Source organism: Pseudomonas sp. B21-047 (assembly GCF_024748775.1).
Classification (GTDB): domain Bacteria; phylum Pseudomonadota; class Gammaproteobacteria; order Pseudomonadales; family Pseudomonadaceae; genus Aquipseudomonas; species Aquipseudomonas capeferrum.
The window spans coordinates 3,009,004-3,029,839 of record NZ_CP087169.1 but is presented as its reverse complement, the minus strand read 5'-3'; the positions used below and the strand labels follow the sequence as shown (position 1 = coordinate 3,029,839).

17 protein-coding genes are annotated in these 20,836 nt (G+C 62.4%); 10 read left to right on the top strand and 7 right to left on the bottom strand.

The genetic code is table 11. From position 1 onward, the window contains the following. Window positions 1-1,419: a DNA polymerase Y family protein gene (locus tag LOY26_RS13600; RefSeq protein WP_258713645.1), complete on the top strand. Its 1,419-nt coding sequence runs from the start codon at window positions 1-3 to the stop codon at window positions 1,417-1,419. After that, entirely contained in the window at window positions 1,416-4,496 is a 3,081-nt protein-coding gene (locus LOY26_RS13595) for an error-prone DNA polymerase (RefSeq protein WP_258713644.1), read from the top strand. The genes LOY26_RS13600 and LOY26_RS13595 overlap by 4 nt, the downstream gene beginning before the upstream one ends. Before the next feature lie 23 nt (window positions 4,497-4,519). On the opposite strand, the gene LOY26_RS13590 is transcribed toward LOY26_RS13595, so the two are convergent. Together LOY26_RS13590 and LOY26_RS13585 are read right to left on the bottom strand one after the other, a co-directional pair. Beyond that, window positions 4,520-5,341, bottom strand: coding sequence for an aldo/keto reductase (locus tag LOY26_RS13590; RefSeq protein ID WP_047583225.1), 822 nt, complete (start codon window positions 5,339-5,341; stop codon window positions 4,520-4,522). Next, the gene (locus LOY26_RS13585) at window positions 5,329-6,234 is read right to left on the bottom strand and encodes a LysR family transcriptional regulator (RefSeq protein ID WP_186653621.1); all 906 of its coding nucleotides are present in this window, start codon (window positions 6,232-6,234) and stop codon (window positions 5,329-5,331) included. Before LOY26_RS13585 ends, LOY26_RS13590 begins: the two co-directional genes overlap by 13 nt. A 140-nt stretch (window positions 6,235-6,374) precedes the next feature. Here LOY26_RS13585 and LOY26_RS13580 point away from each other — a divergent pair, with 140 nt between their 5' ends. The 5 genes from LOY26_RS13580 (at window position 6,375) to LOY26_RS13560 (ending at window position 10,714) form a co-directional block, all read left to right on the top strand. Further along, the gene (locus LOY26_RS13580) at window positions 6,375-7,073 is read left to right on the top strand and encodes a CoA transferase subunit A (RefSeq protein ID WP_033698034.1); all 699 of its coding nucleotides are present in this window, start codon (window positions 6,375-6,377) and stop codon (window positions 7,071-7,073) included. 35 nt (window positions 7,074-7,108) lie between these two features. After that, a complete protein-coding gene (locus LOY26_RS13575) occupies window positions 7,109-7,765 on the top strand; it encodes a CoA transferase subunit B (protein WP_258713643.1) in 657 nt (218 codons plus the stop codon). Between the two features lie 92 nt (window positions 7,766-7,857). Next, complete coding sequence (locus LOY26_RS13570; protein ID WP_186653616.1) at window positions 7,858-9,282, top strand: short-chain fatty acid transporter; 1,425 nt, start codon at window positions 7,858-7,860, stop codon at window positions 9,280-9,282. A gap of 87 nt (window positions 9,283-9,369) precedes the next feature. Further along, a complete protein-coding gene (locus LOY26_RS13565) occupies window positions 9,370-9,912 on the top strand; it encodes a helix-turn-helix domain-containing protein (RefSeq protein ID WP_186653613.1) in 543 nt (180 codons plus the stop codon). A 10-nt stretch (window positions 9,913-9,922) separates the two neighbouring features. Next, window positions 9,923-10,714, top strand: a complete 792-nt coding sequence (locus LOY26_RS13560; protein ID WP_186665269.1) for an AraC family transcriptional regulator — start codon at window positions 9,923-9,925, stop codon at window positions 10,712-10,714. On the opposite strand, the gene LOY26_RS13555 is transcribed toward LOY26_RS13560, so the two are convergent. Further along, on the bottom strand, window positions 10,707-11,288 hold the full coding sequence (locus LOY26_RS13555) for a LysE family translocator (RefSeq protein WP_186653605.1): 582 nt from the start codon (window positions 11,286-11,288) through the stop codon (window positions 10,707-10,709). The two genes, LOY26_RS13560 and LOY26_RS13555, sit on opposite strands and share 8 nt — an antisense overlap. 256 nt (window positions 11,289-11,544) lie before the next feature. Here LOY26_RS13555 and LOY26_RS13550 point away from each other — a divergent pair, with 256 nt between their 5' ends. After that, complete coding sequence (locus tag LOY26_RS13550) at window positions 11,545-13,116, top strand: TerC family protein (protein ID WP_186653598.1); 1,572 nt, start codon at window positions 11,545-11,547, stop codon at window positions 13,114-13,116. On the opposite strand, the gene rarD is transcribed toward LOY26_RS13550, so the two are convergent. Both rarD and LOY26_RS13540 read right to left on the bottom strand, forming a co-directional pair. Next, window positions 13,079-13,966: an EamA family transporter RarD gene (gene rarD / locus LOY26_RS13545; protein ID WP_033698026.1), complete on the bottom strand. Its 888-nt coding sequence runs from the start codon at window positions 13,964-13,966 to the stop codon at window positions 13,079-13,081. The two genes, LOY26_RS13550 and rarD, sit on opposite strands and share 38 nt — an antisense overlap. A gap of 33 nt (window positions 13,967-13,999) precedes the next feature. Further along, a complete protein-coding gene (locus tag LOY26_RS13540) occupies window positions 14,000-15,586 on the bottom strand; it encodes a cyclic diguanylate phosphodiesterase (protein WP_258713642.1) in 1,587 nt (528 codons plus the stop codon). 301 nt (window positions 15,587-15,887) lie between these two features. Between LOY26_RS13540 and hppD the strand changes: the two genes are divergently transcribed. After that, a complete protein-coding gene (hppD, locus tag LOY26_RS13535; RefSeq protein WP_258713641.1) occupies window positions 15,888-16,964 on the top strand; it encodes a 4-hydroxyphenylpyruvate dioxygenase in 1,077 nt (358 codons plus the stop codon). A gap of 18 nt (window positions 16,965-16,982) precedes the next feature. Here the strand turns inward: hppD and LOY26_RS13530 are convergent, their stop codons facing one another. After that, window positions 16,983-17,789, bottom strand: coding sequence for a CSS-motif domain-containing protein (locus LOY26_RS13530; protein ID WP_186665275.1), 807 nt, complete (start codon window positions 17,787-17,789; stop codon window positions 16,983-16,985). A gap of 132 nt (window positions 17,790-17,921) precedes the next feature. Beyond that, the gene (locus LOY26_RS13525) at window positions 17,922-18,608 is read right to left on the bottom strand and encodes a type 1 glutamine amidotransferase domain-containing protein (protein ID WP_186665277.1); all 687 of its coding nucleotides are present in this window, start codon (window positions 18,606-18,608) and stop codon (window positions 17,922-17,924) included. A 159-nt stretch (window positions 18,609-18,767) separates the two neighbouring features. Here LOY26_RS13525 and LOY26_RS13520 point away from each other — a divergent pair, with 159 nt between their 5' ends. After that, on the top strand, window positions 18,768-20,834 hold the full coding sequence (locus LOY26_RS13520; protein WP_238347489.1) for an ATP-binding protein: 2,067 nt from the start codon (window positions 18,768-18,770) through the stop codon (window positions 20,832-20,834). Window positions 20,835-20,836: the final 2 nt, after the last annotated feature.

Genomic DNA, 20,836 nt, shown 5'->3' with positions numbered 1-20,836 from the left:
ATGCTCTGGGCCTGCATTCTGCTGCCACAGCTGGCGCTGGACACAGTGCTGCGTGAACGCGACGACCCCGATACGCCACTGGTGCTGATTGGCGGCCCCACTCAGCGGCGCGTCTTGCAGGCGGTCAACCCCGCTGCTGCGGCATTGGGCCTGCGTGCCGGGCAGACCCTGACAGCAGCCCGTGCCCTGGCCGATGGCTTCACCTGCGTGGAGGCCGACGGCAAACGCATCGAACAGTTGCAACAACTGCTGGCAGCCTGGGCCTATCGCTTCAGCGCCCAGGTGAGCCTGCATTACCCACGGGCGCTGCTGCTTGAAGTAGGCTCCAGCCTGCAATTGTTCGGCCCCTGGCCCTTGTTCGAGGCACGGCTGCGCCAAGAGCTTGGCGAGTTGGGCTTGCGTCAGCGCATTGTGCTGGCCAGCAACCCGGTGGCGGCGCGCATGCTCGCCAATGGCCACGATGGCTTGGCGGTGACCTGCGCCGAAGAGGCGCGCGCAGTGCTGGCACGCATGCCAATCGAGCGTGTCGGGCTGCCTCAGGAGGCCGCCGAGGCCTTTGCCCGCATGGGGCTGCGCCAGCTCGGCCAGGTCATGGCCTTGCCTCGCGATGCCCTGGCCAAACGCTTTTCTGCCCAGGTACAGCTGCACTTGGACCAGTTGCTGGGCCTGCGTAACCTGGGGTTGGCTTTCTACCAGCCGCCTGACCGCTTCGAAGCGCGTCTGGAGCTGAACTTTGACGTTGAATCGCACCAGGCGCTGCTGTTCCCATTGCGCAGAATGCTCAATGACCTTGGCGCCTTCCTGGCCGGGCGCGATTGCGGCGTGCAACGCTTCTGCCTGCACCTGGAGCATGCCGATGGGCCTGACACGCAACTGCAGGTGGGCCTGCTGGCGGCCGAGCGTGATGCCGGCATGCTCTTCGAGTTGGCCAAAGGGCGGCTGGAGCCGCTGCAGCTGCGCGCCCCGGTACGCAACCTGCGCCTGGTCGCCGATGACTTGCCACCCTTCGTGCCCCAGCACCAGGCGCTGTTCGACCCCCGCGCGCAGCAGGCGCAGCCTTGGGAGCAGCTGCGTGAGCGGTTGCGTGCGCGCTTGGGCGATGAGGCGGTAAAAGGGCTGAGCGCCGAGGCCGACCATCGCCCCGAATGTGCCTGGCAAGCGGTGGAGCAGGGCGCACGCGCGAGCCTGCAACTGATGCCAGGTAGCCGCCCCGGCTGGCTGCTCCCGACGCCTTTGGCACTTGACGACGCAGGGCACCGCTTGTTGGGCCAAGCCGAGCGCATCGAATCGGGCTGGTGGGACGGTGGCGACGTGCGTCGCGACTACTACCGCATCGAAACCCGCGAAGGGCTGCGTGGCTGGGCCTACCGTGACCTTAGCCAGCCAGGTCCCTTGTGGCTGCAAGGTTGGTTCGCATGAATACATTCGGCTATGCCGAATTGCATTGCCTGTCGAACTTCAGCTTCCAGCGGGGTGCGTCGAGTGCCGATGAGTTGTTCCGGCGTGCCCGCGAGCAGGGCTACCAAGCCTTGGCGATCACCGATGAGTGCACCCTGGCCGGTATCGTGCGCGCCTGGCAGGCGGCCAAGGAGCACCAGCTACAACTGATTGTTGGCAGTGAAATACGCCTGCAGGATGGCCCCAGGCTGGTGCTGCTGGCGGAAAACCTGGCGGGCTACCAGAGCCTGTGCGCACTGATTACCCGTGGGCGACGGCGGGCGGAAAAGGGCGCGTATCAGGTGTTCGGCGATGACCTGCGCGCGCACAATCAAGGGTTGCTGGCGCTATGGATTGCCGACGACCCCGATGACTCTGCGCCTGGCTACTGGCTGCACACGTTGTTCGCCGAGCGGCTCTGGCTGGCGGTGCACCTGCACCGTGGCAGTAATGATGAAGTGCGCCTTGGCAAGCTTCGCGAACTGGCGGGCAAGGTCGGTATCCGCGCCGTGGCCTGCGGCGACGTGCACATGCACGTACGCGGTCGCCGTGCCCTGCAGGATTGCATGACCGCCATCCGCCAGCACTGCCAGGTAGCCGAGGCCGGGCGCCACCTGTTCGCCAATGGCGAGCGCCACCTGCGCACCCCGCAGCAGCTGCAGGAGCTGTACCCCGCCGATTTGCTGGCCGAGACCCTGGCCATTGCCGAACGCTGCCGTTTCGACCTCAGCGAACTCAAGTACCAGTACCCGCGTGAGCTGGTGCCCGAAAGCCATACCCCCGCAAGCTGGCTGCGCGAACTGTGCGAGCGAGGCTTGCCGTTGCGCTGGCCGGCCGGGCCGAGCGACAAGGTGCGCGAAGTGCTGGCACGCGAGCTGGCATTGATCGAAGAGCTGGCTTACGAAAGCTACTTCCTGACCGTGCACGACATCGTCGCCTTCGCCCGCAGCCAGCATATCCTCTGCCAGGGCCGGGGTTCGGCAGCCAACTCGGTGGTGTGTTTCGTGCTGGGGATTACCGAACTCGACCCCATGCAGCACCGCCTGCTCTTCGAGCGATTCCTGTCACGCGAGCGCAACGAGCCGCCCGACATCGACGTGGACTTCGAGCACGACCGCCGCGAAGAAGTGATCCAGTACGTGTTTCGTCGCTATGGCCGGCATCGCGCCGCACTCACCGCAGTGGTCAACACCTATCACGCTGCCGGTGCGGTGCGTGATGTGGCGCGGGTACTGGGGCTGCCGGCCGATCAGGTGGATGCACTGGCCAAGTGCTGCGGCCGCTGGAGCGATCGCATCCCCGATGCACAGCGCTTGGCCGAAGCGGGTTTCGAGGCCAGCAGCCCATCGTTGCGGCGGGTGCTGATTCTGGCCGCTGAGCTGATCGGCTTTCCCCGGCACCTGTCGCAACACCCTGGCGGCTTTGTCATCTCGCAGCAACCGCTGGACCAACTGGTGCCGGTGGAAAACGCCGCGATGCAAGACCGCACGGTGATCCAGTGGGACAAGGACGACCTGGACATGGTCGGGCTGCTCAAGGTCGATGTGCTGGCCCTGGGCATGCTCAGCGCCTTGCGCCGTTGTTTCGACTTGCTGCAACGCCACCGTGGCCGGCAGCTGACCTTGGCGAGCATTCCAGCTGAGGACCCGGCTACCTACGCGATGATCAGCCGGGCCGAGACCATGGGCGTGTTCCAGATCGAATCACGGGCGCAAATGGCCATGTTGCCTCGGCTCAAGCCCACCACCTTCTACGACCTGGTGATCGAGGTGGCCATCGTGCGCCCCGGGCCGATCCAGGGCGACATGGTCCACCCTTACTTGCGCAGGCGCCTGAAGCAGGAACCGGTCACCTACCCCTCGCCGAAGTTGCAGGAAGTGTTCGAGCGTACCCTGGGGGTGCCGCTGTTTCAGGAACAGGTCATGGAACTGGCCATGGTGGCTGCCGACTACAGCCCGGGCGAGGCCGACCAGTTGCGGCGCAGCATGGCCGCCTGGAAGCGCCACGGTGGGCTGGAGCCGCACCGTGAGCGGCTGATACAAGGCATGTTGCGCAATGGTTACGACTTGTCGTTTGCCGAGCGCATCTTCGAGCAGATCAAGGGCTTCGGCAGCTATGGCTTTCCTGAGTCTCACGCGGCCAGCTTTGCCTTGCTGTGTTATGCGAGCAGTTGGCTCAAGTGCCATGAGCCGGCCATTTTCACCTGTGCGTTGGTCAACAGTTGGCCCATGGGTTTCTACAGCCCCGACCAACTGCTGCAGGAGGCCAGGCGCCAAGGTATCGAGGTGCGGCCGGTGGATGTGTTTCACAGCGAGTGGGATTGCACGCTCGAGCGCGTGGCTGACAATGCCCTAGCCATTCGCCTGGGGTTGCGGCAGATTCGGGGCTTTGCCGAGGCCGATGCTCGGCGCCTGGACCAGGCGAGGGCGCAACGGCCCTGGCGCGATGTCGAAGATCTGTGCCTGCGTGCAGGGCTCGACCAGCGTGCCCGCGCCCGCCTGGCGGACGCCGGGGCACTGAGGGCCCTGGCGCGTGACCGCCACCAGGCGCGCTGGCAGGTGGCGGCGGTGCAACCGCAACTGCCCTTGTTCGCTGAAGTGGACGCAGCGCCAGAGGGCGCGGTGGCGCTACCGGCGCCGACCGTAGGTGAAGACCTTGTCAGCGATTATCAGACCTTGGGTACCACGCTTGGGCCACACCCGTTGACACTGCTGCGCCCACGCTTGCGCGCCTTGGGCTGTCGCAGTTCGTGCGAGCTGGCTGCTGTCGAGCATGGCGACAGCATTGCCGTGGCCGGGCTGGTGGTGGGCAGGCAACGCCCGCAAACCGCCAGCGGGGTGACGTTCGTGACGTTGGAGGATGAGTACGGCATGGTCAATGTGGTGGTGTGGCGTGACTTGGCCGAGCGGCAGCGGCGAGCATTGGTGGGCTCGCAATTGCTCAAGGTGAGCGGGCGGCTGGAGCAGGAGAATGGCGTTCGCCACCTGATCGCCCGGCGGCTGGAGGATGTCAGCCCCTTGCTGCAGGGGCTGGATGTTCGTAGCCGCGATTTTCACTGAGCCGCTCCCAAGGGCGGTGTCGGTCAGACCATCGCCAACCGTTGTTTGCGGGCCGGCGGTGGAAACGCCCGGTCGATTGCCCGTAGGTCTTCGCTGCTCAAGGTCAGCACACCCGCCGCCGCATTCAGCCGCACATGTTCTGGCGCTACCGCCTTGGGAATGGCGATCACCCCATCTTCACGTGTCACCCAGGCCAGACTGACCTGGGCCGTTGACGCGCCATGGCGCTCGGCGATCTCCAGCAGCACAGGATGCTGCAGCAACTGCCCGGCCTGAGCCAGTGGGCAGTACGCCATGGTTGGCAATGCACGCTTCTGGCTCCACGGCAGCAGGTCGAACTCGATGCCGCGCTGCGTCGGGTTGTACAGCACCTGGTTGGTGGCGCAATCGGGGTTGTTCAACTCGCGCAGGTCATCGACGTCGAAGTTGGACACCCCCCAGCGCTTGATCTTGCCCTGTTCGCGCAGGCGCTCGAACGCCTCGACGGTCTGTTCAAGTGGATGCTGGCCACGCCAATGCAGCAGGTACAGGTCGATGCAGTCGGTACCCAGGCGTTTGAGGCTGCGCTCGCAGGCAGCCGGCACGCCCCGCGTACTGGCATTGTGCGGGTAGACCTTGCTGACCAGAAACACCTGGTCGCGACGCCCGGCGATGGCCTGGCCGACCACTTCCTCCGCGCCGCCCTCGGCATACATTTCAGCGGTATCGATCAGGCTCAGGCCAAGCTCGATACCCTGTTGCAGGGCAGACACCTCTGCTGCACGGCGGCCGGGGTCTTCACCCATGTACCAGGTGCCCTGGCCAATGGCCGGAACGCTCGAACCTGCCAGTTTCACGTGTCGCATGTCACCTCCGGGATCAGGGTATGGGAAAGCAGTACCTCGAGCAGCGCTTGCGCTGCGGTGGACAATTTGTGCTCGCTCAGGGCAATGACACCGATGCGCCGTTCAACCGAGGGCTCGACCAAGGGCAGGCAGCGGGCGCCGAGCTCCTGCATCTGGTTGATGCACAGCGCCGGTACTGCGCTGACGCCCAGGCCACTGGCAACCATGCGCCCAATGGTCGACAGCTGATGGCTTTCGAACGCCACTGCCAGTTTGCCGTGCCTGGCCGCAACGTTCTGTTCCATCAGCAGACGCACCGCCGAAGGGCGCTGCAAGGCAATGAAATCTTCGGCCAGCAGTTGCGCCCAACTGACCCTGGGCAACAATGCCAACGGTGAGTCGGCGGGTACCACGGCGACGAAGCGGTCCATGTACAACGGGTAGAAGGCCAGGCCATCGGTGTTGTCCGGTTCGAAGCCGATGCCCAGTTCGACGCGACGATGGCGCACCAGTTCCAGTACCTGTTCGTTGATCACATCGTGCACGGTGACGTTGACCTTCGGGTAGCGCTGGCGAAACACCTTGAGCGAGCGGGGCAGCAAGTTGCCTGCAAAAGCCGGCATAGCCGCCACTGAAACCCGCCCCAGTTGCAGGGTGAAGCGCTGGCGCAGCAGTTCTTCGGTGTCGTCCCAGTCGGCCAGCAGGCGCCGCGCCAGTGGCAGCAGTACTTCACCTTCGGCCGTCAGGCTGACACTGCGGGTGGTGCGGCTGAGCAAGGCGCCGCCGAGGTTTTCCTCAAGGGCCTTGATGGTCAGGCTCAATGCCGGTTGCGAAACATGCAGATGCTCGCCGGCCTGGGCGAAGCTTTGGTACTTGGCCACGGCGACGAAGGCGCGGAGTTGCTTGACGTTCATGACGGGCCTACTGTTTGTTTTGAAAACGTTATCAATCAATGATGAAAACAAAATTAACAAATCAGTCGTCTGCGGTGAAGATGTCAGCACACGCTCACCGACAGCCTCGTCGGTTCAACAACTACAAAAGGCGGATCAACATGGCCGGACTGGACAAGCGCGTAGCAACCTATGAAGAGGCCCTTGACGGCCTGACCGACAACATGACGGTACTGGCCGGTGGCTTTGGCCTGTGCGGCATCCCGGAAAACCTCATCAACGAGATCAAGCGCCGTGGTGTCAAGGGCCTGACCGTGGTCTCCAACAACTGCGGTGTCGATGGTTTCGGCCTGGGGGTACTGCTGGAAGAGCGCCAGATTCGCAAGATGATCGCTTCCTACGTGGGCGAGAACGCCGAATTCGAACGCCAACTGCTCAGTGGTGAACTGGAAGTCGAACTCACCCCACAAGGTACCCTGGCCGAAAAAATGCGCGCCGGCGGCGCTGGCATCCCGGCCTTCTTCACTGCCACCGGCTATGGCACCCCGGTCGCCGATGGCAAGGAAGTGCGTGAATTCAAAGGCCGCCATTACATTCTCGAAGAATCCATCACCGGTGACTTCGCCATCGTCAAGGGCTGGAAGGCCGACCATTACGGCAACGTGGTGTACCGCAACACCGCGCAGAACTTCAACCCGCTGGCGGCCACCGCCGGCAAGATCACCGTGGTTGAAGTGGAAGAGATCGTCGAACCGGGCGTGCTGCTGCCCAGCGAGATCCACACCCCCGGTATTTTCGTGGACCGCGTGATTGTCGGCACCTTCGAAAAGCGTATCGAAAAGCGCACCGTCAAGGCCTGAGCGCCATCCTTCAGAACAACAAAGAGATCCTGACCATGGCACTGACCCGCGAACAGATGGCGCAACGCGTCGCCCGTGAACTGAAGGACGGCTACTACGTCAACCTTGGCATTGGCATTCCGACCCTGGTGGCCAACTACGTACCCGACGATATGGATGTCATGCTGCAGTCGGAAAACGGCTTGCTCGGCATGGGCGAGTTCCCTACCGAAAGCACGATCGATGCCGACATGATCAACGCCGGCAAGCAGACCGTTACCGCCCGCCGTGGCGCCTCGATCTTCGATTCGGCGCAATCGTTCGCCATGATCCGTGGCGGCCACGTCGACCTCACCGTGCTGGGCGCCTTCGAAGTGGATGTGCAAGGCAACATCGCCTCGTGGATGATCCCCGGCAAGCTGGTCAAGGGCATGGGCGGCGCCATGGACCTGGTGGCCGGTGCCGACAACATCATCGTCACCATGACCCACGCCTCCAAGGACGGTGAGTCCAAGTTGCTGGAGCGTTGCAGCCTGCCGTTGACCGGTGCCGGTTGCATTCGCAAGGTACTGACCGACCTTGCCTACCTGGAAATCGACAATGGCGCCTTTATCCTGCGCGAGACGGCGCCGGGGGTGAGCGTCGAAGAAATCATCGAGAAGACCGCCGGCAAGCTGATCGTGCCGGATGATGTGAAAGAGATGACGTTCTAACCTCTGCTGTGATCATCAACCCTGTGCGAGCGAGCTTGCACAGGGTTTTTGCTGTTGATTCAAGATCAGTTCGACAAAACCAATAAAAGGACATGACTGTGGCCGCTGAAATCCAAGACAGCCGTTCCGCCCGCTTTGCCTTGCGCTGTTCCAACTGGGCTGAACGCTGGTTCCCTGATTCCTGGGTATTCGCCGCCCTTGCGGTAGTGCTGGTGTGCCTGGGTGCCCTGGTGATGGGCGCCAAACCGACCGACACCGCCAAGGCCTTCGGCGATGGTTTCTGGAGCTTGATCCCGTTCACCATGCAGATGGCGTTCGTGGTCATTGGCGGCTATGTGGTGGCCAGCTCGCCGCCTGCCGCTCGGCTGATCGACCGCTTGGCGCGTATCCCCAGCAACGGCCGTTCGGCGGTGTGCTGGGTTGCGCTGGTCTCGATGCTGGCCTCGTTGCTCAATTGGGGCCTGTCGCTGGTCTTCGGAGGCCTGCTGGTGCGCGCCCTGGCGCGCCGCACTGACCTGAAAATGGATTACCGCGCCGCTGGCGCCGCTGCCTACCTGGGGCTTGGCGCGGTATGGGCGCTGGGCCTTTCGTCGTCGGCGGCGCAACTGCAGGCCAACCCGGCCAGCTTGCCGCCGTCGATTCTGTCGATCACCGGGGTGATTCCGTTCACCGAAACCATCTTCCTCTGGCAGTCGGGGGTCCTGCTGGCGGCGCTGGTGATCGTATCGCTGGTGGTGGCCTATGCCACCGCCCCAGGCGCGACCAGCGCGCGTACGGCGGAACAATGCGGCGTCGACCCAAGCTTCACCGCGCCGCCACCGGCCCAGCGCAGCCGGCCCGGCGAGTGGCTGGAGTACAGCCCGATCCTGACCTTGCTGCTGGTGGCCCTGGCCGGTGGTTGGCTGTACCAGGAGTTCGCCACCAAGCCTGCAATCACCGCCATCTCCGGGCTTAACACCTACAACTTCCTGTTCATCATGCTGGGTGCCTTGCTGCACTGGCGCCCGCGCAGCTTCCTCGATGCGGTGACCCGTGCCGTGCCCACCACCACCGGGGTGCTAATCCAGTTCCCGTTGTATGGCTCGATCGCGGCGATCCTCACCCAGGTCAAGGGCGTGGACGAACAGACCCTGGCCCACCACATTTCCACCTTCTTCGTACAGATCGCCTCCCACGATACCTACGCCGTGCTGATGGGCGTGTACTCGGCAGTGCTGGGCTTCTTCATCCCCTCGGGCGGGGGCAAATGGATCATCGAGGCGCCCTATGTGATGCTGGTGGCCAATGACCTGCAATATCACCTGGGGTGGGCCGTGCAGATCTACAACGCTGCCGAAGCCCTGCCAAACCTGATCAACCCGTTCTACATGCTGCCGCTGCTGGGCGTGCTGGGCCTCAAGGCGCGCGACCTGATCGGCTTCTCGTTCGTGCAATTGCTGGTGCATGCACCCTTGGTACTGGTGCTGCTGTGGGCGTTGGGTACGACATTGCAGTATGTGCCGCCCGTGATGCCTTGAGATCAGGGCCAGCATTTCGCGCGCAGTCCACGTATCATCGGTGCGCGCGAGCCTTGCATCTGCCTTCGCCTGGGAAAACTGCGTCACATGTCTATCCGATTGAAATTGCTGAGAAAGAAACTGGGCCTGACCCTGGAATTGCTGGCCGAGAAAACCGGCATGACCAAGAGTTACCTGTCCAAGGTCGAGCGTGGCCTGAACACGCCGTCGATCGCTGCGGCGCTGAAGCTGGCGCGAGCGTTGAACGTCAATGTCGAAGAATTGTTCGCTGAAGAACAAACCGCGCAGCACCGTTACAGCCTGGTGCGTCATGCTGAGCGCCAGGCCCTGGTGGGCGACGGCACAGGGCCGGGGTACGCGGCACTCACCAGCCAGGTGGGTCAGCGCAGCCTGTTGCCGTTCCTGATCCAGCCGCCGACCGAGTTCAGTGACCCGACGTTCAAGGAGCACCAGGGCGAGGAGTTTCTGTTCGTTCATGCAGGCCAGGTAGAGGTGGATTTCATGAACGAACGGGTGCTGCTGGAGCAGGGTGATGCCTTGCATTTCAATGCCCAGACGCCGCACCGGCTGCGCTCTGTGGGGCCGCAGCCGGCGCAGTTGCTGGTTGTGGTACACGACGACGGCGAATGAGGGCAGGGTGATGATCGAGGTGTCGCGGTTCTGGCGGGATCCGGCATTGCCCTTCGTCGAAGCCCGGCGCGTAGGGGACGGTCGCCAGGTGTGCTACGCCGCCCACTCCCATGAGAGTTTTTCCATCGGCGTCATCACCGGTGGGCGCAGTACTTACCTGACCGGCGATAGCCAGATCGAAGTGAGCGCCGGTGCTACGGTGCTGATGAACCCTGGGGTTGTGCATACCTGCAACCCCATTGAGGGCCAGGCCTGGTCTTACCTGATGCTGTTCGTGGATCTGCCATGGCTGCAGGCGCTGGGTTTTCAACTGCCTTTACAGACCTGCAGCACCTCGCCGCGCCTCTATAGCCGCGTTTTACAGGTATTTGCAGACCTGTTCGACGACGACCTGACTGATCGTGAAGGCCGCGTAGCGACATTTTTTGACACACTGCCAAGCCTGCTAGGTGCCACGCCAGCTTTGAACGTGCCGGAACACCCTCGGCTGGACGCAGCTGCTGCCTTCATTCGCGCACACCGTACCGACCCACTGAGCCTTGAAGACATCTGCATGGCCAGTGGCTTATCCCGGTCTTACCTGATTCGGGCCTTTCGCCAGCGTTTCGGCCTGACGCCCCATGGCTACCTGGTTGACCAACGCGTGCAGCTCGCCCGGGCGTACCTGCGCAAGGGCCGTGCTATTGCCGAAGTGGCACTGGCGGCCGGTTTCGCCGACCAGGCGCACTTGCAGCGTGCGTTCAAGCGACACCTGGCGGCAACACCGGGGCATTACTGCAAGAGTGACCCGTCGCTCAGATGACCAGATACGCAGCACTGGCAACCAACAACACGGCCAGCCCGCGGTTCAGCAAGCGCATCTGCCGGGGGTTGCCCAGGCACTGGCGAATCACGCTTCCGGCCCATGCCCAGCTGGCCACCGAGACAAAACAGATCGGCCCATAGATCCAAGTGAATAGCCACAGCAGTTGCTGTTCGCCGCCGGTGTAGGCGCCGACACCCGCCACCGCCGCCAGCCATGCCTTGGGGTTGAGCCACTGCATCGCTGCGCCATGCCAGGCCGAGGGCGCGCTCTGCCGGTGCTCGCCACCTAGCTGGCCATCATCGCTGGCCAGTTTCCAGGCCATGTACAGCAAAAAAGCCACCCCACCCCAGTGCAGTAGCACGCCCAGCAGCGGCCAGTGCAGCAGCAGTTCATGCAGGCCCAGCCCGACCAGTACCAGCAGCAGGCAGAACCCCAGCGTCGCACCGGCCACATGGGCCAGGCTAGCGCGCAGGCCATGACGGGCACCGCTGCCCAGGGCGACGATGTTGACCGGGCCAGGGGAGATCGAGGCCGCCAGCGCGAAAGCGGCCATGGACAAAGACAGACTCATGAGGGCAATCCTGTGAGGGGAGTTGCCGAGCATCTTCGGGCTGCGATGCTCTGGCGTATTGAACAAAAGTCCCCAATGGGCTGTTACAGGTTTTGTAATAGTTTCTCACTGTCAGAAAAACCTGCTGTGATTGTACGATCGCTTACCCAATTTCTACCCAGGTAACTATGAGCACCTTCGCGGAGCCCCCCAGTCTTCGGCCTTCTCGGCCATCCTTCAACCGTCCCTGTGACGCTTCCCTTGTGAGTACCCGGTAATGGAATGGCTAGCCGACCCCACGGCCTGGCTAGGCCTGTTGACGCTTATCGTCCTCGAGCTGGTGCTGGGTATCGACAACCTGGTGTTCATCGCCATCCTGGCCGACAAGTTGCCGCCCCATCAGCGCGACCGTGCGCGGATCATCGGTTTGAGCCTGGCGCTGATCATGCGCCTGGGCTTGTTGGCAAGTATCTCGTGGATGGTGACGCTGACCGCGCCGCTGATCGAGGTATTTGGCAAGAGCTTCTCGGGCCGTGACCTGATCATGCTGTTCGGTGGTGTATTCCTGCTGTTCAAGGCCACCATGGAGCTGCACGAACGGCTTGAAGGGCACGTCACTCAGGCCAGTGGCGTGGTACGCCACGCGGCGTTCTGGCCGATTGTTGCGCAAATCGTCGTGCTCGATGCGGTGTTCTCGCTGGACGCCGTGATCACCGCCGTGGGCATGGTCGAGCAGCTGTCGATCATGATGATTGCGGTGATCTTCTCGATCGGCATCATGATTGTCGCCAGCAAACCGCTGACCCGCTTCGTCAACGCCCACCCGACAGTGATCATGCTGTGCCTGGGCTTCTTGATGATGATCGGCTTCAGCCTGACCGCCGAAGGCCTGGGCTTCCATATACCGAAAGGCTACCTGTACGCGGCCATTGGCTTCTCGATCCTGATCGAAGTGTTCAATCAGTTGGCCCGCGCGCGCCGCAAACGCAGCCTGCAGCAGCATCGGCCGCTGCGTGAGCGTACTGCCCATGCGGTACTGCGCCTGCTGGGTGGCCGTCGGGTCGAGGCCGACGAGGTGGGCGAAGAAATCGCCGACCTGGTCGGGGGCGGCGGCGAAGAGGTGCTGTTCGACCGCCGGGAGCGGGTAATGATCAGTGGTGTACTGAACCTTGCCGAGCGGCCGATCCGCACGGTGATGACCGCACGCACCGAAGTCGATGTGATCGACCTTGCGCAGCCGGCCGCGGCCATAGCCGAAGCCCTGGCGAATTCGCCGTACTCACGCCTCCCGTTGATCCGCGATGGTCGCATCGATGAGCCGCTGGGCTTCGTGCACAAGAAGGAGTTGTTCAAGGAGCTGCTGTCGGGAAGCCAGCCAGACCTGGAGCGCATGGCGCGGGCCCCTTTGAACCTGCTGGAAAGCTTCAGCATCCTCAACGCCCTTGAACAGATGCGTGGCCAATCTACCCATATCGCCTTCGTGGTCAACGAATTCGGTGATTTCACCGGCCTGCTGACCATGACCGATATCCTTGAGTCGATTGCCGGTGAGTTGCCAGATGCCAGCGAAGTGGAAGGCCCGGGTATCGTTGAGGAGGGTGAAGGCTTTGTCGTCAGCGGCGCCCTGAACCTCAGCCAGGTCCAGGCACGTACCGGCTTCAGTGCCCGTGCCACCGAGGATTACCAGACCCTCGCGGGCCTGGTGATGAGCTTGCTGGACCGCCTGCCGGTGGTGGGTGATCGCTTGGCCTGGAATGGCTGGATCATGACTGTGGAGGCTGTTGAAGAGCGGCGCGTGCGCCAGGTACGGCTTATACCGAACGGCGACGCTGACGCAGCAGGTGCTTGAAACCTTCCACAACCAGTACCAGCACTGCGGCCCAGATCGGCAGGTAAGTCAGCCACTGATCCGGGCCGATGCTTTCACCCAGCAGCAGGGCCACGCCCACCAGCAATACCGGCTCGACGTAGCTGAGCAGGCCAAACAGGCTGAACGGCAACAGACGGCTGGCCAGCACATAGGCGATCAGGGCCGAGGCGCTGATCGCTCCCAATACCGGGATCAAGGCGTAAAGGCCAGGGTGGGCAAGCAGGTCCGCCGCTGACAACGGCCCCTGGATCACGAAGTACAGCGCCCATGGCAACAGCAGGCACATGTCGCACCACAGGCCGCCCAGGTGGTCGGTGCGGCAGCGTCGGCGCAGCACGAAGTAGATCGGGTAGCCGATCATCACCACCAGGGTTTCCCAGGCGAAGCTGCCATGCTGGTACAGCTCGTGCCCGACCCCCAGCGCAGCGCAGCACACCGCCACCTTCTGCAGGTGCGACAGGCGTTCGCCGTAGACCAGGCGGCCGGTCAAGACCATGGTCAGCGGCAGCAGGAAGTAGCCCATCGACACTTCCAGGCTGCGCCCATGCAGCGGTGCCCACAGGAACAGCCACAGTTGCACCCCCATAAGCCAGGACGTACCGACCATCCCCAGCAGCAGCACCGGTGTGCGCCGCACCCGCGCCAGCAGCTCGCCGACCCGTTTCCAGTCCTTCGAGGCCAGCATGAACAGGGTGAGGCAGGGCAGCGTCAACAGCGTGCGCCAGCCAAAGATCTCTTCGCCATCGAGCGGCGTGAGCAGGGAGGTATAGAAGTACATCACAGCGAACAAGCAAGACGCCATGACCGATGAAAGGATGCCTTTTGACACGAATGCCTCGAATAGGGGAGTTGAGCGTGTGGATCAGCCGCGCATGATCTCAGGGGGCGCGTCCTGCGGCAACCGCGAGACACCGGAGCGTGCGGCCAGCGCTTCGAGGAACGCCTCTGCCGGCATGGGCCGGGCGAACAAGTAGCCTTGCTGGAAATCCACCGCGTGTTGGGCCAGGTAGTCGCGCTGGGCCTCGGTTTCCACGCCTTCGGCGACGATGCCCAGGCCCAATTTGCCCGACAGCTCGATGATGGTGTCGAGGATGTGCAGGGACAGCGCGTCGACACCGATCATGGCGACGAAGCTCTGGTCGATCTTCAGGTAGTCGACCTTGAACTGGCGCAGGTAGTTGAGGCTCGACTGGCCCGTGCCGAAGTCATCGAGGGCAATCATCACGCCCATATCATGCAGTTTCTCGAACAACTCCAAGGCCACTGGGGTGGCTTCGATCAGCTTGCGTTCGGTCAGCTCCAGGGTCAGTGCCACCCGGCCGGGTGGAAAGTGCTGAAGAAAAGTCCGGCAGTCGTCGAGCAGGCTCAGGTCGCGGCAATGGTCGGCGGTGATGTTGATGCCGATGTGAAAGCCATCTTCCAGCAGCGCGGCATACGGTGCCAGGCTCTGCGCGGTGTGCAGCATCAGCGCGCGGGTCATGGCGACGATCTGGCCGCTGTGTTCGGCGTAGGGGATGAACAGGTCGGGGCGCACCAGGCCTTCCCGTGGGTGGTTCCAGCGCATCAGCACTTCGGCGCCCGCCCAGCGGTAATCGCCCTTGCGCACCACGGGTTGGAAGTACGGCAGAAATTCGTCAGCCTCAAGGGCGCGCTGCAACTCGGCACGTGGCGAGGTGGCACGGCGAATTTGCCAGTGGCACGCGGCCCCAGCCAGCACGCCGAGCACCATCAGCAAGCTGAGCAGGGCGGGGTAGTGGCTGCGCAGCAGCTGGCCTTGCTTTTCGGCGCCATAGCCGCCGTACACGCTGAACGGGTAGCGGGTCGAGCTCAGCGTCACGGCGGCAGTCGCAGCCGTGGGGGGCACGCCTTTGTGGACGATACCGTCCTTGCCCATCCAGTCGTTGCCGACGCGAATCTGCAACGTATCGTCCGGGCCGATCAGGCGCAGGGCCGTGAGCAGGTGGTCGCCATCCACGGTGCTGATCGCCCCGTGGTCGCCCTCGCTGGCCCGGTACACCAGCAGCGGGTGGCCCGGCGTCACCGAGTTGCCATCCATCAGCCAGAGCGTGCCGTTGGTGTACTCGCCCGCGTCGACGACCTCATCGAACTCCCCGAACAGCGATGAACAATACAGCGTGTTCTGCTGAAAAAGGTTGGTCGAGCGGACGAAGGCATTACGGGTGACCTGGCCACGCAGGGCCAGTTTGACCTGTGTGCAGGGGCTACCTGCCAAGGGCAGCAGCGCGTAGGCGGTGTTGGACAAGCTGTCGAGAATGCGCTCGACATGCTCGACCACTTGGGCGGCGGTGGCATGGCTGCTGGCGCGCAGGTCGCGATCGATCTGCCAGTTCATCACTGCCAGGCCACACGCCACCGGGACTACGCCGATCGCCCAGGGCAGCAGGGTGCGCCAGCTCCAGCCGGCGCGGCGTCTAGTGGTAAGGGGCATGCTGGCCTAATGTGATGGAAGGTAACGTGCAGAGGATAGCCGCTTGTCAGGGAGCGTGGCTAACTAAAGCGCGACAAAGCAATTTACGCACTGTAGAATCCGGTTACGAATACAACAATAAGGTTCTCCAGCTCCGGAGAATCAAGCCCGCCGAGAATGGGTCCATATGACAAACCATGGGTTCAAACTGATCATTGGTGACTTCCTCGCTCGCAGCGTGCGCGGCATCCCGTGCTCACCGCCTGTTCTGTTCTACATCCCCGGAAATCACTAATTTTTCGCTGTAGATGAGGACAAGAACATGGCAGATATTTTCGAAAATCCAATGGGCCTGATGGGCTTCGAGTTCATCGAGCTGGCATCGCCGACACCTGGCGTGCTCGAGCCGGTTCTGCAGATACTCGGTTTCACCAAGGTTGCTACGCACCGTTCCAAAGAGGTGCACCTGTACCGTCAGGGCGGTATCAACCTGATCCTGAACAACGAACCTAAAAGCATCGCCTCGTACTTTGCCGCCGAACATGGTCCATCGGTCTGTGGCATGGCGTTCCGCGTGCGCAATGCCCATGAAGCCTATGCCCGCGCTTTGGAGCTGGGCGCCCAGCCGGTCGAGATCGAAACCGGCCCGATGGAGCTGCGCCTGCCGGCGATCAAGGGTATTGGTGGTGCGCCGCTGTACCTGATCGACCGCTTTGAAGAAGGCAGCTCGATCTACGACATCGATTTCAACTTCATCGAAGGTGTGGATCGCAACCCTGTGGGTGCGGGCCTGAAGATCATCGATCACCTGACCCATAACGTCTACCGTGGGCGCATGGCCTATTGGGCCGGTTTCTACGAGAAGCTGTTCAACTTCCGCGAGATCCGCTACTTCGATATCAAGGGCGAGTACACCGGCCTGACCTCGCGTGCCATGACCGCACCCGACGGCATGATCCGCATCCCGCTCAACGAAGAGTCGTCCAAGGGCGCCGGGCAGATCGAAGAGTTCCTGATGCAGTTCAACGGTGAAGGCATCCAGCACGTGGCCTTCCTCACCGATGACCTGCTCAAGACCTGGGATGCGCTGAAGGGCATTGGCATGCGCTTCATGACCCCACCGCCGCAAACCTACTACGAAATGCTCGAAGAGCGCCTGCCAGGCCACGGTGAACCGGTGGATCAACTGCAAGCGCGCGGCATCCTCCTTGATGGCGCCGCAGAGTCGGGTGACAGGCGCCTGCTGCTGCAGATCTTCTCGGAAACGTTGCTTGGGCCGGTGTTCTTCGAGTTCATCCAGCGCAAGGGCGATGATGGCTTTGGCGAAGGTAACTTCAAGGCGCTGTTCGAATCCATCGAACGGGACCAGGTTCGTCGGGGCGTATTGAGCACCGACTGATCCAACCGGGTGCCGCCGTCAGGGTTTTACGGCGGCGGTACCACGCCTGTTGCCCCGCGCCCGGAACAGGCCCCAATAGATGATCGAGCCGGTCACTATGCCTACCAGCACCAAAGAAGGAAGAATCTGCAGCATCGACTGGCGGAGTTCCTGGGCGCTGTACCCTTGGGCGTACCCCCCCGTGACGGCATATCCATACTTGGCAGAAACTGCCCGTACCGTGTACTCGGACTGTGAAGGCCGATTCGGGTCGCGGCTGTCTCCATGGCTCCAGATGTACTGGTCGCCGAACTCCAGAAGCAGCGTCAGGCCATCCTGGAATGCACGCAATTCGTTGCGCAGTTCCGAGGCATTGCCTGTGACGATCACACTGGGGTTTTGCCCCGGCACTTGAAAGTGAGTCACCAGCGTGGTGGGCAACACGGGTGAGTCGATCGCCAGCTCAACCCCCTGCCCGGATTGGGCGAAAGCTGACAGATGCTCCAGCGACTCGGTGTGGGTGCTGCAGTATGCTTGCTGGTCTTGCGTCAGCGTCAATGAGCGTAGCAAGGGATCGCGGGCCACCTGGTCCTGCAATGTACTGATGACATCAGCGCATGCCTTGCCAGCCAGAGGCTGGGCAAGCAACGCGGTGCTATGCATGCGCTCCAGCACCTTGTCGATGGTAAACACCGCTTCCTGAACCGAGATCTGTGCGTTTTCCTCAAGCTTCTTTTCCAGTTGAAACACCATCACCAGCAACCCGGAAACCACCGGTACCAGGCCGATCGCCATGATTAGCAGCAACTCCAGCAAACTGCGCCCGGCATGCATGATTTTCGACATAGGCCATTGCTCTCCAGTCTGATGCTGCCCGTGTTGGACAGATGAGCTGAAAGCCTATGTATTCAACGGTATGTCGGATGTAGTCCGGGTGCGGCATGAACGCCGGGAAATCGGGTAATCAGGCGTAAGTTGTCACTTTGCCTTGAGTCTCGCGAGCACCTTTTCAGCCAGGTCAGCCGTGGATGCGGGGTTTTGCCCGGTAATAAGGCGATCATCGCCGACCACGAAGGGTTTCCATGGGTCATCGTGCTTGCTGTAAATACCGCCACGGGCAACCAGTTCGTTTTCGGTGAGAAAAGGCACTACCTTGTCCAGTTCAACCAGTTGCTCTTCGATGTTGGAAAAGCCCGTGACCTGTCGGTCTTTCACCAGCAGGCTGTTGTCACTGAGCTTGATGTTCAACAGGCCGACGACGCCGTGGCAAACAGCCGCGATGATACCTTTGTTCTCATAGATCTTGCGTGCGAGGTCTTGAACCGGTTTGCACTCGACAAAGTCGTACATCACGCCATGCCCGCCGGTGTAATAGATGGCGCTGTAGTCGTCAGCCTTGACCAGACCTGGGCTCAGGGTGGCGCCCAGGCGGCTCATGAACCGCTTGTCGTCATACCACTGCCAGTCCAGGTCGGGGGCCATCTGCAGGCTGTGCGGGTCGACCGGTACGTAGCCACCCTGAGGGCTGACATAGTCAACTTCGTAACCGGCCTTCTCGACTTTCTCGACAAAATGCACGGCCTCGCCCAACCACAGCCCGGTTGCCCGCTTGAGGTTCGGGTACTTGGCCGTATTGGTCAGCACTACCAGCACTTTCTTGCTCATGACCACACTCCCGTCGGCAGCCTGTAAGGGACCGTTATTCCATGGCTCAGTGGAAAACCTAATGAGCATAGCTGCCACATGCCGGTACGCCATTAAAGCAGCGCGCGCTGTGCTACCTTGAACAGCATTCGCCACCCAGAACACCATGGAGTCACACATTTGGTCGCTAACGGCACGCCCCGCGAAGCTGCGTCACAGGCCATCCTGCTGGCGCCCAACACGGCAACGGTCGATCCCATGGGCGAGCGCATCGCCCAATTCGATTGGGGGCGCACCGCGCTTGGGCCATTGCCACGCTGGCAGGCCTCGCTGCGTATTGCCGTCGACATGATGCTGTTGTCGCCATTTGCCTGCGCGGTGGTGTGGGGGCCTGACCTCAGCGTGATCCATAACGACGCCTATCGAGCGCTGCGCCTCGGCGGCCAGGATGTACTGGGCAAAGCGTTCGACGCGGTCTGGAGCGATGCCTGGCAGACCATGGGGCCTTGGGTGTTCAAGGCACTCGAAGGGCGCTCGAGTTTTGTCGAGGACCCGCCCATGCGTATCGCCTGCGGCCAGAACGGCGACCCCGTGTGGTGTGCCTTCGGCTACTCACCGATTCGTGACGAGCAGGGCAGCGTTGCGGGTTTTCTTCACACACTCATCGAAACCACGGCAAATGTCGAGGCGTATCACCATTGGCGTGAGCAGGCCGAGGCCTTTGAAAAACAGCTCGGGAGCTACATGGCCGATCGTGAACAGATCTGGCAACTGTCGCGTGATGCCATGATGATCGTCACCCGTGAACTGACGCTACACGCTACCAACCCAGCCTGGCACCGTATCCTGGGTTGGGGTAAGGACGCGGCGCAGGGCATGCCGATACTGGAGCTGATCCACCCGGCGGATCGCGCAGAAGTGCAGGTGGCGGTATCCGGCTTCGTGCAGGACAAGGCGCTCGAGCAGATTGATATCCGCCTGCGTCACCAGGATGGCCACTATCGCTGGTTTCGCTGGGCCGCCAAATTCGATGGCAACTTGCTGACCGCCGTGGGCCGTGACATCACTGCCGACCGCGAAGAGGCCGCCCGCCAGTCCGAGGCCTTGTTGCGCAACAGTGAACGCCTGGAAGTCATTGGCCAATTGGCGGGCGGGATGGCACATGAAATGAACAACCTGCTGTCGGGTATCGGGGGCAGCCTGGAACTGTTGCAACGGCGCATGCTGCAGGGGCGCCTGGAGCGCATGGAGTCCTATGTGGAGCTGGCGCGCGACTCGGTGCAGCGCGCCATGAACCTGACCCACCGGCTGCTGGCGTTTTCCAGCCATCAGCCGCTTGATCCGAGGCCACTGAATCTCAATCGGCGACTGTCCTTGATCGAGCCGCTGCTGCTACAGGCCCTGGGTGCGGAAATGAGCCTGCATTGGCAACTGGATGTGACCCCGTGGACGGTCTGCGTTGACGTTACCCAGTTTGAAAATGCCTTGATCAACCTCTGTGTGAATGCCCGTGAAGCCTGCCTTGAGCGCGGCAGCGTCACTATCCGTACTGTCAATGAACGGTTGACTGCGCATTTCCCGGATGAGCAGGGGCTGCCGCCAGGCGACTACGTGGCATTGCATGTCGAAGACAACGGCCACGGCATGTCGGCGGCCGATGTCGCCAAAGCTTTCGAGCCCTTTTTCACCACCAAGCCCATGGGGCGTGGGTCGGGGCTCGGCCTGCCGATGGTCTACGGCTTTGTCGGCCAGTCGGGTGGTTATGTCTGGATCGAGTCGAACCTGAACGAGGGGACGAGAGTCTCCTTATTGTTTCCGCGCAGCCGTGCGTCGATTCCGGCAGAGGCACCGGCATGCCTGCCGGTCATCGAGCGGGCCCAGGGCGGGCGGCTGCTGCTGATCGATGACGAGGTCAACCTGCGCGCACTGATGCGTGAGTTTCTCTGCGAGCGTGGTTTTGCCGTCATTGAAGTTTCCGACGCCAATTCTGCACTGGACCGCTTTCGTCATGACGGGGCTTTCGACCTGGTCATCACTGACATCGGCTTGCCGGGTGGTTTCAGCGGCCGGCAAGTGGCCAAGGCCATGCGCATGCTCAAACCGACGCAGAAAATCCTCTTCATCACCGGGTATACAGATCAGCCGATCGAAGCCCAACTGCTCGAGCAGCCTGGCACCGCGCTGATGCTCAAGCCGTTCCCGCTGGAGCAATTGGCCAACCAGGCCCAGCACATGCTTGCCGATTGAGC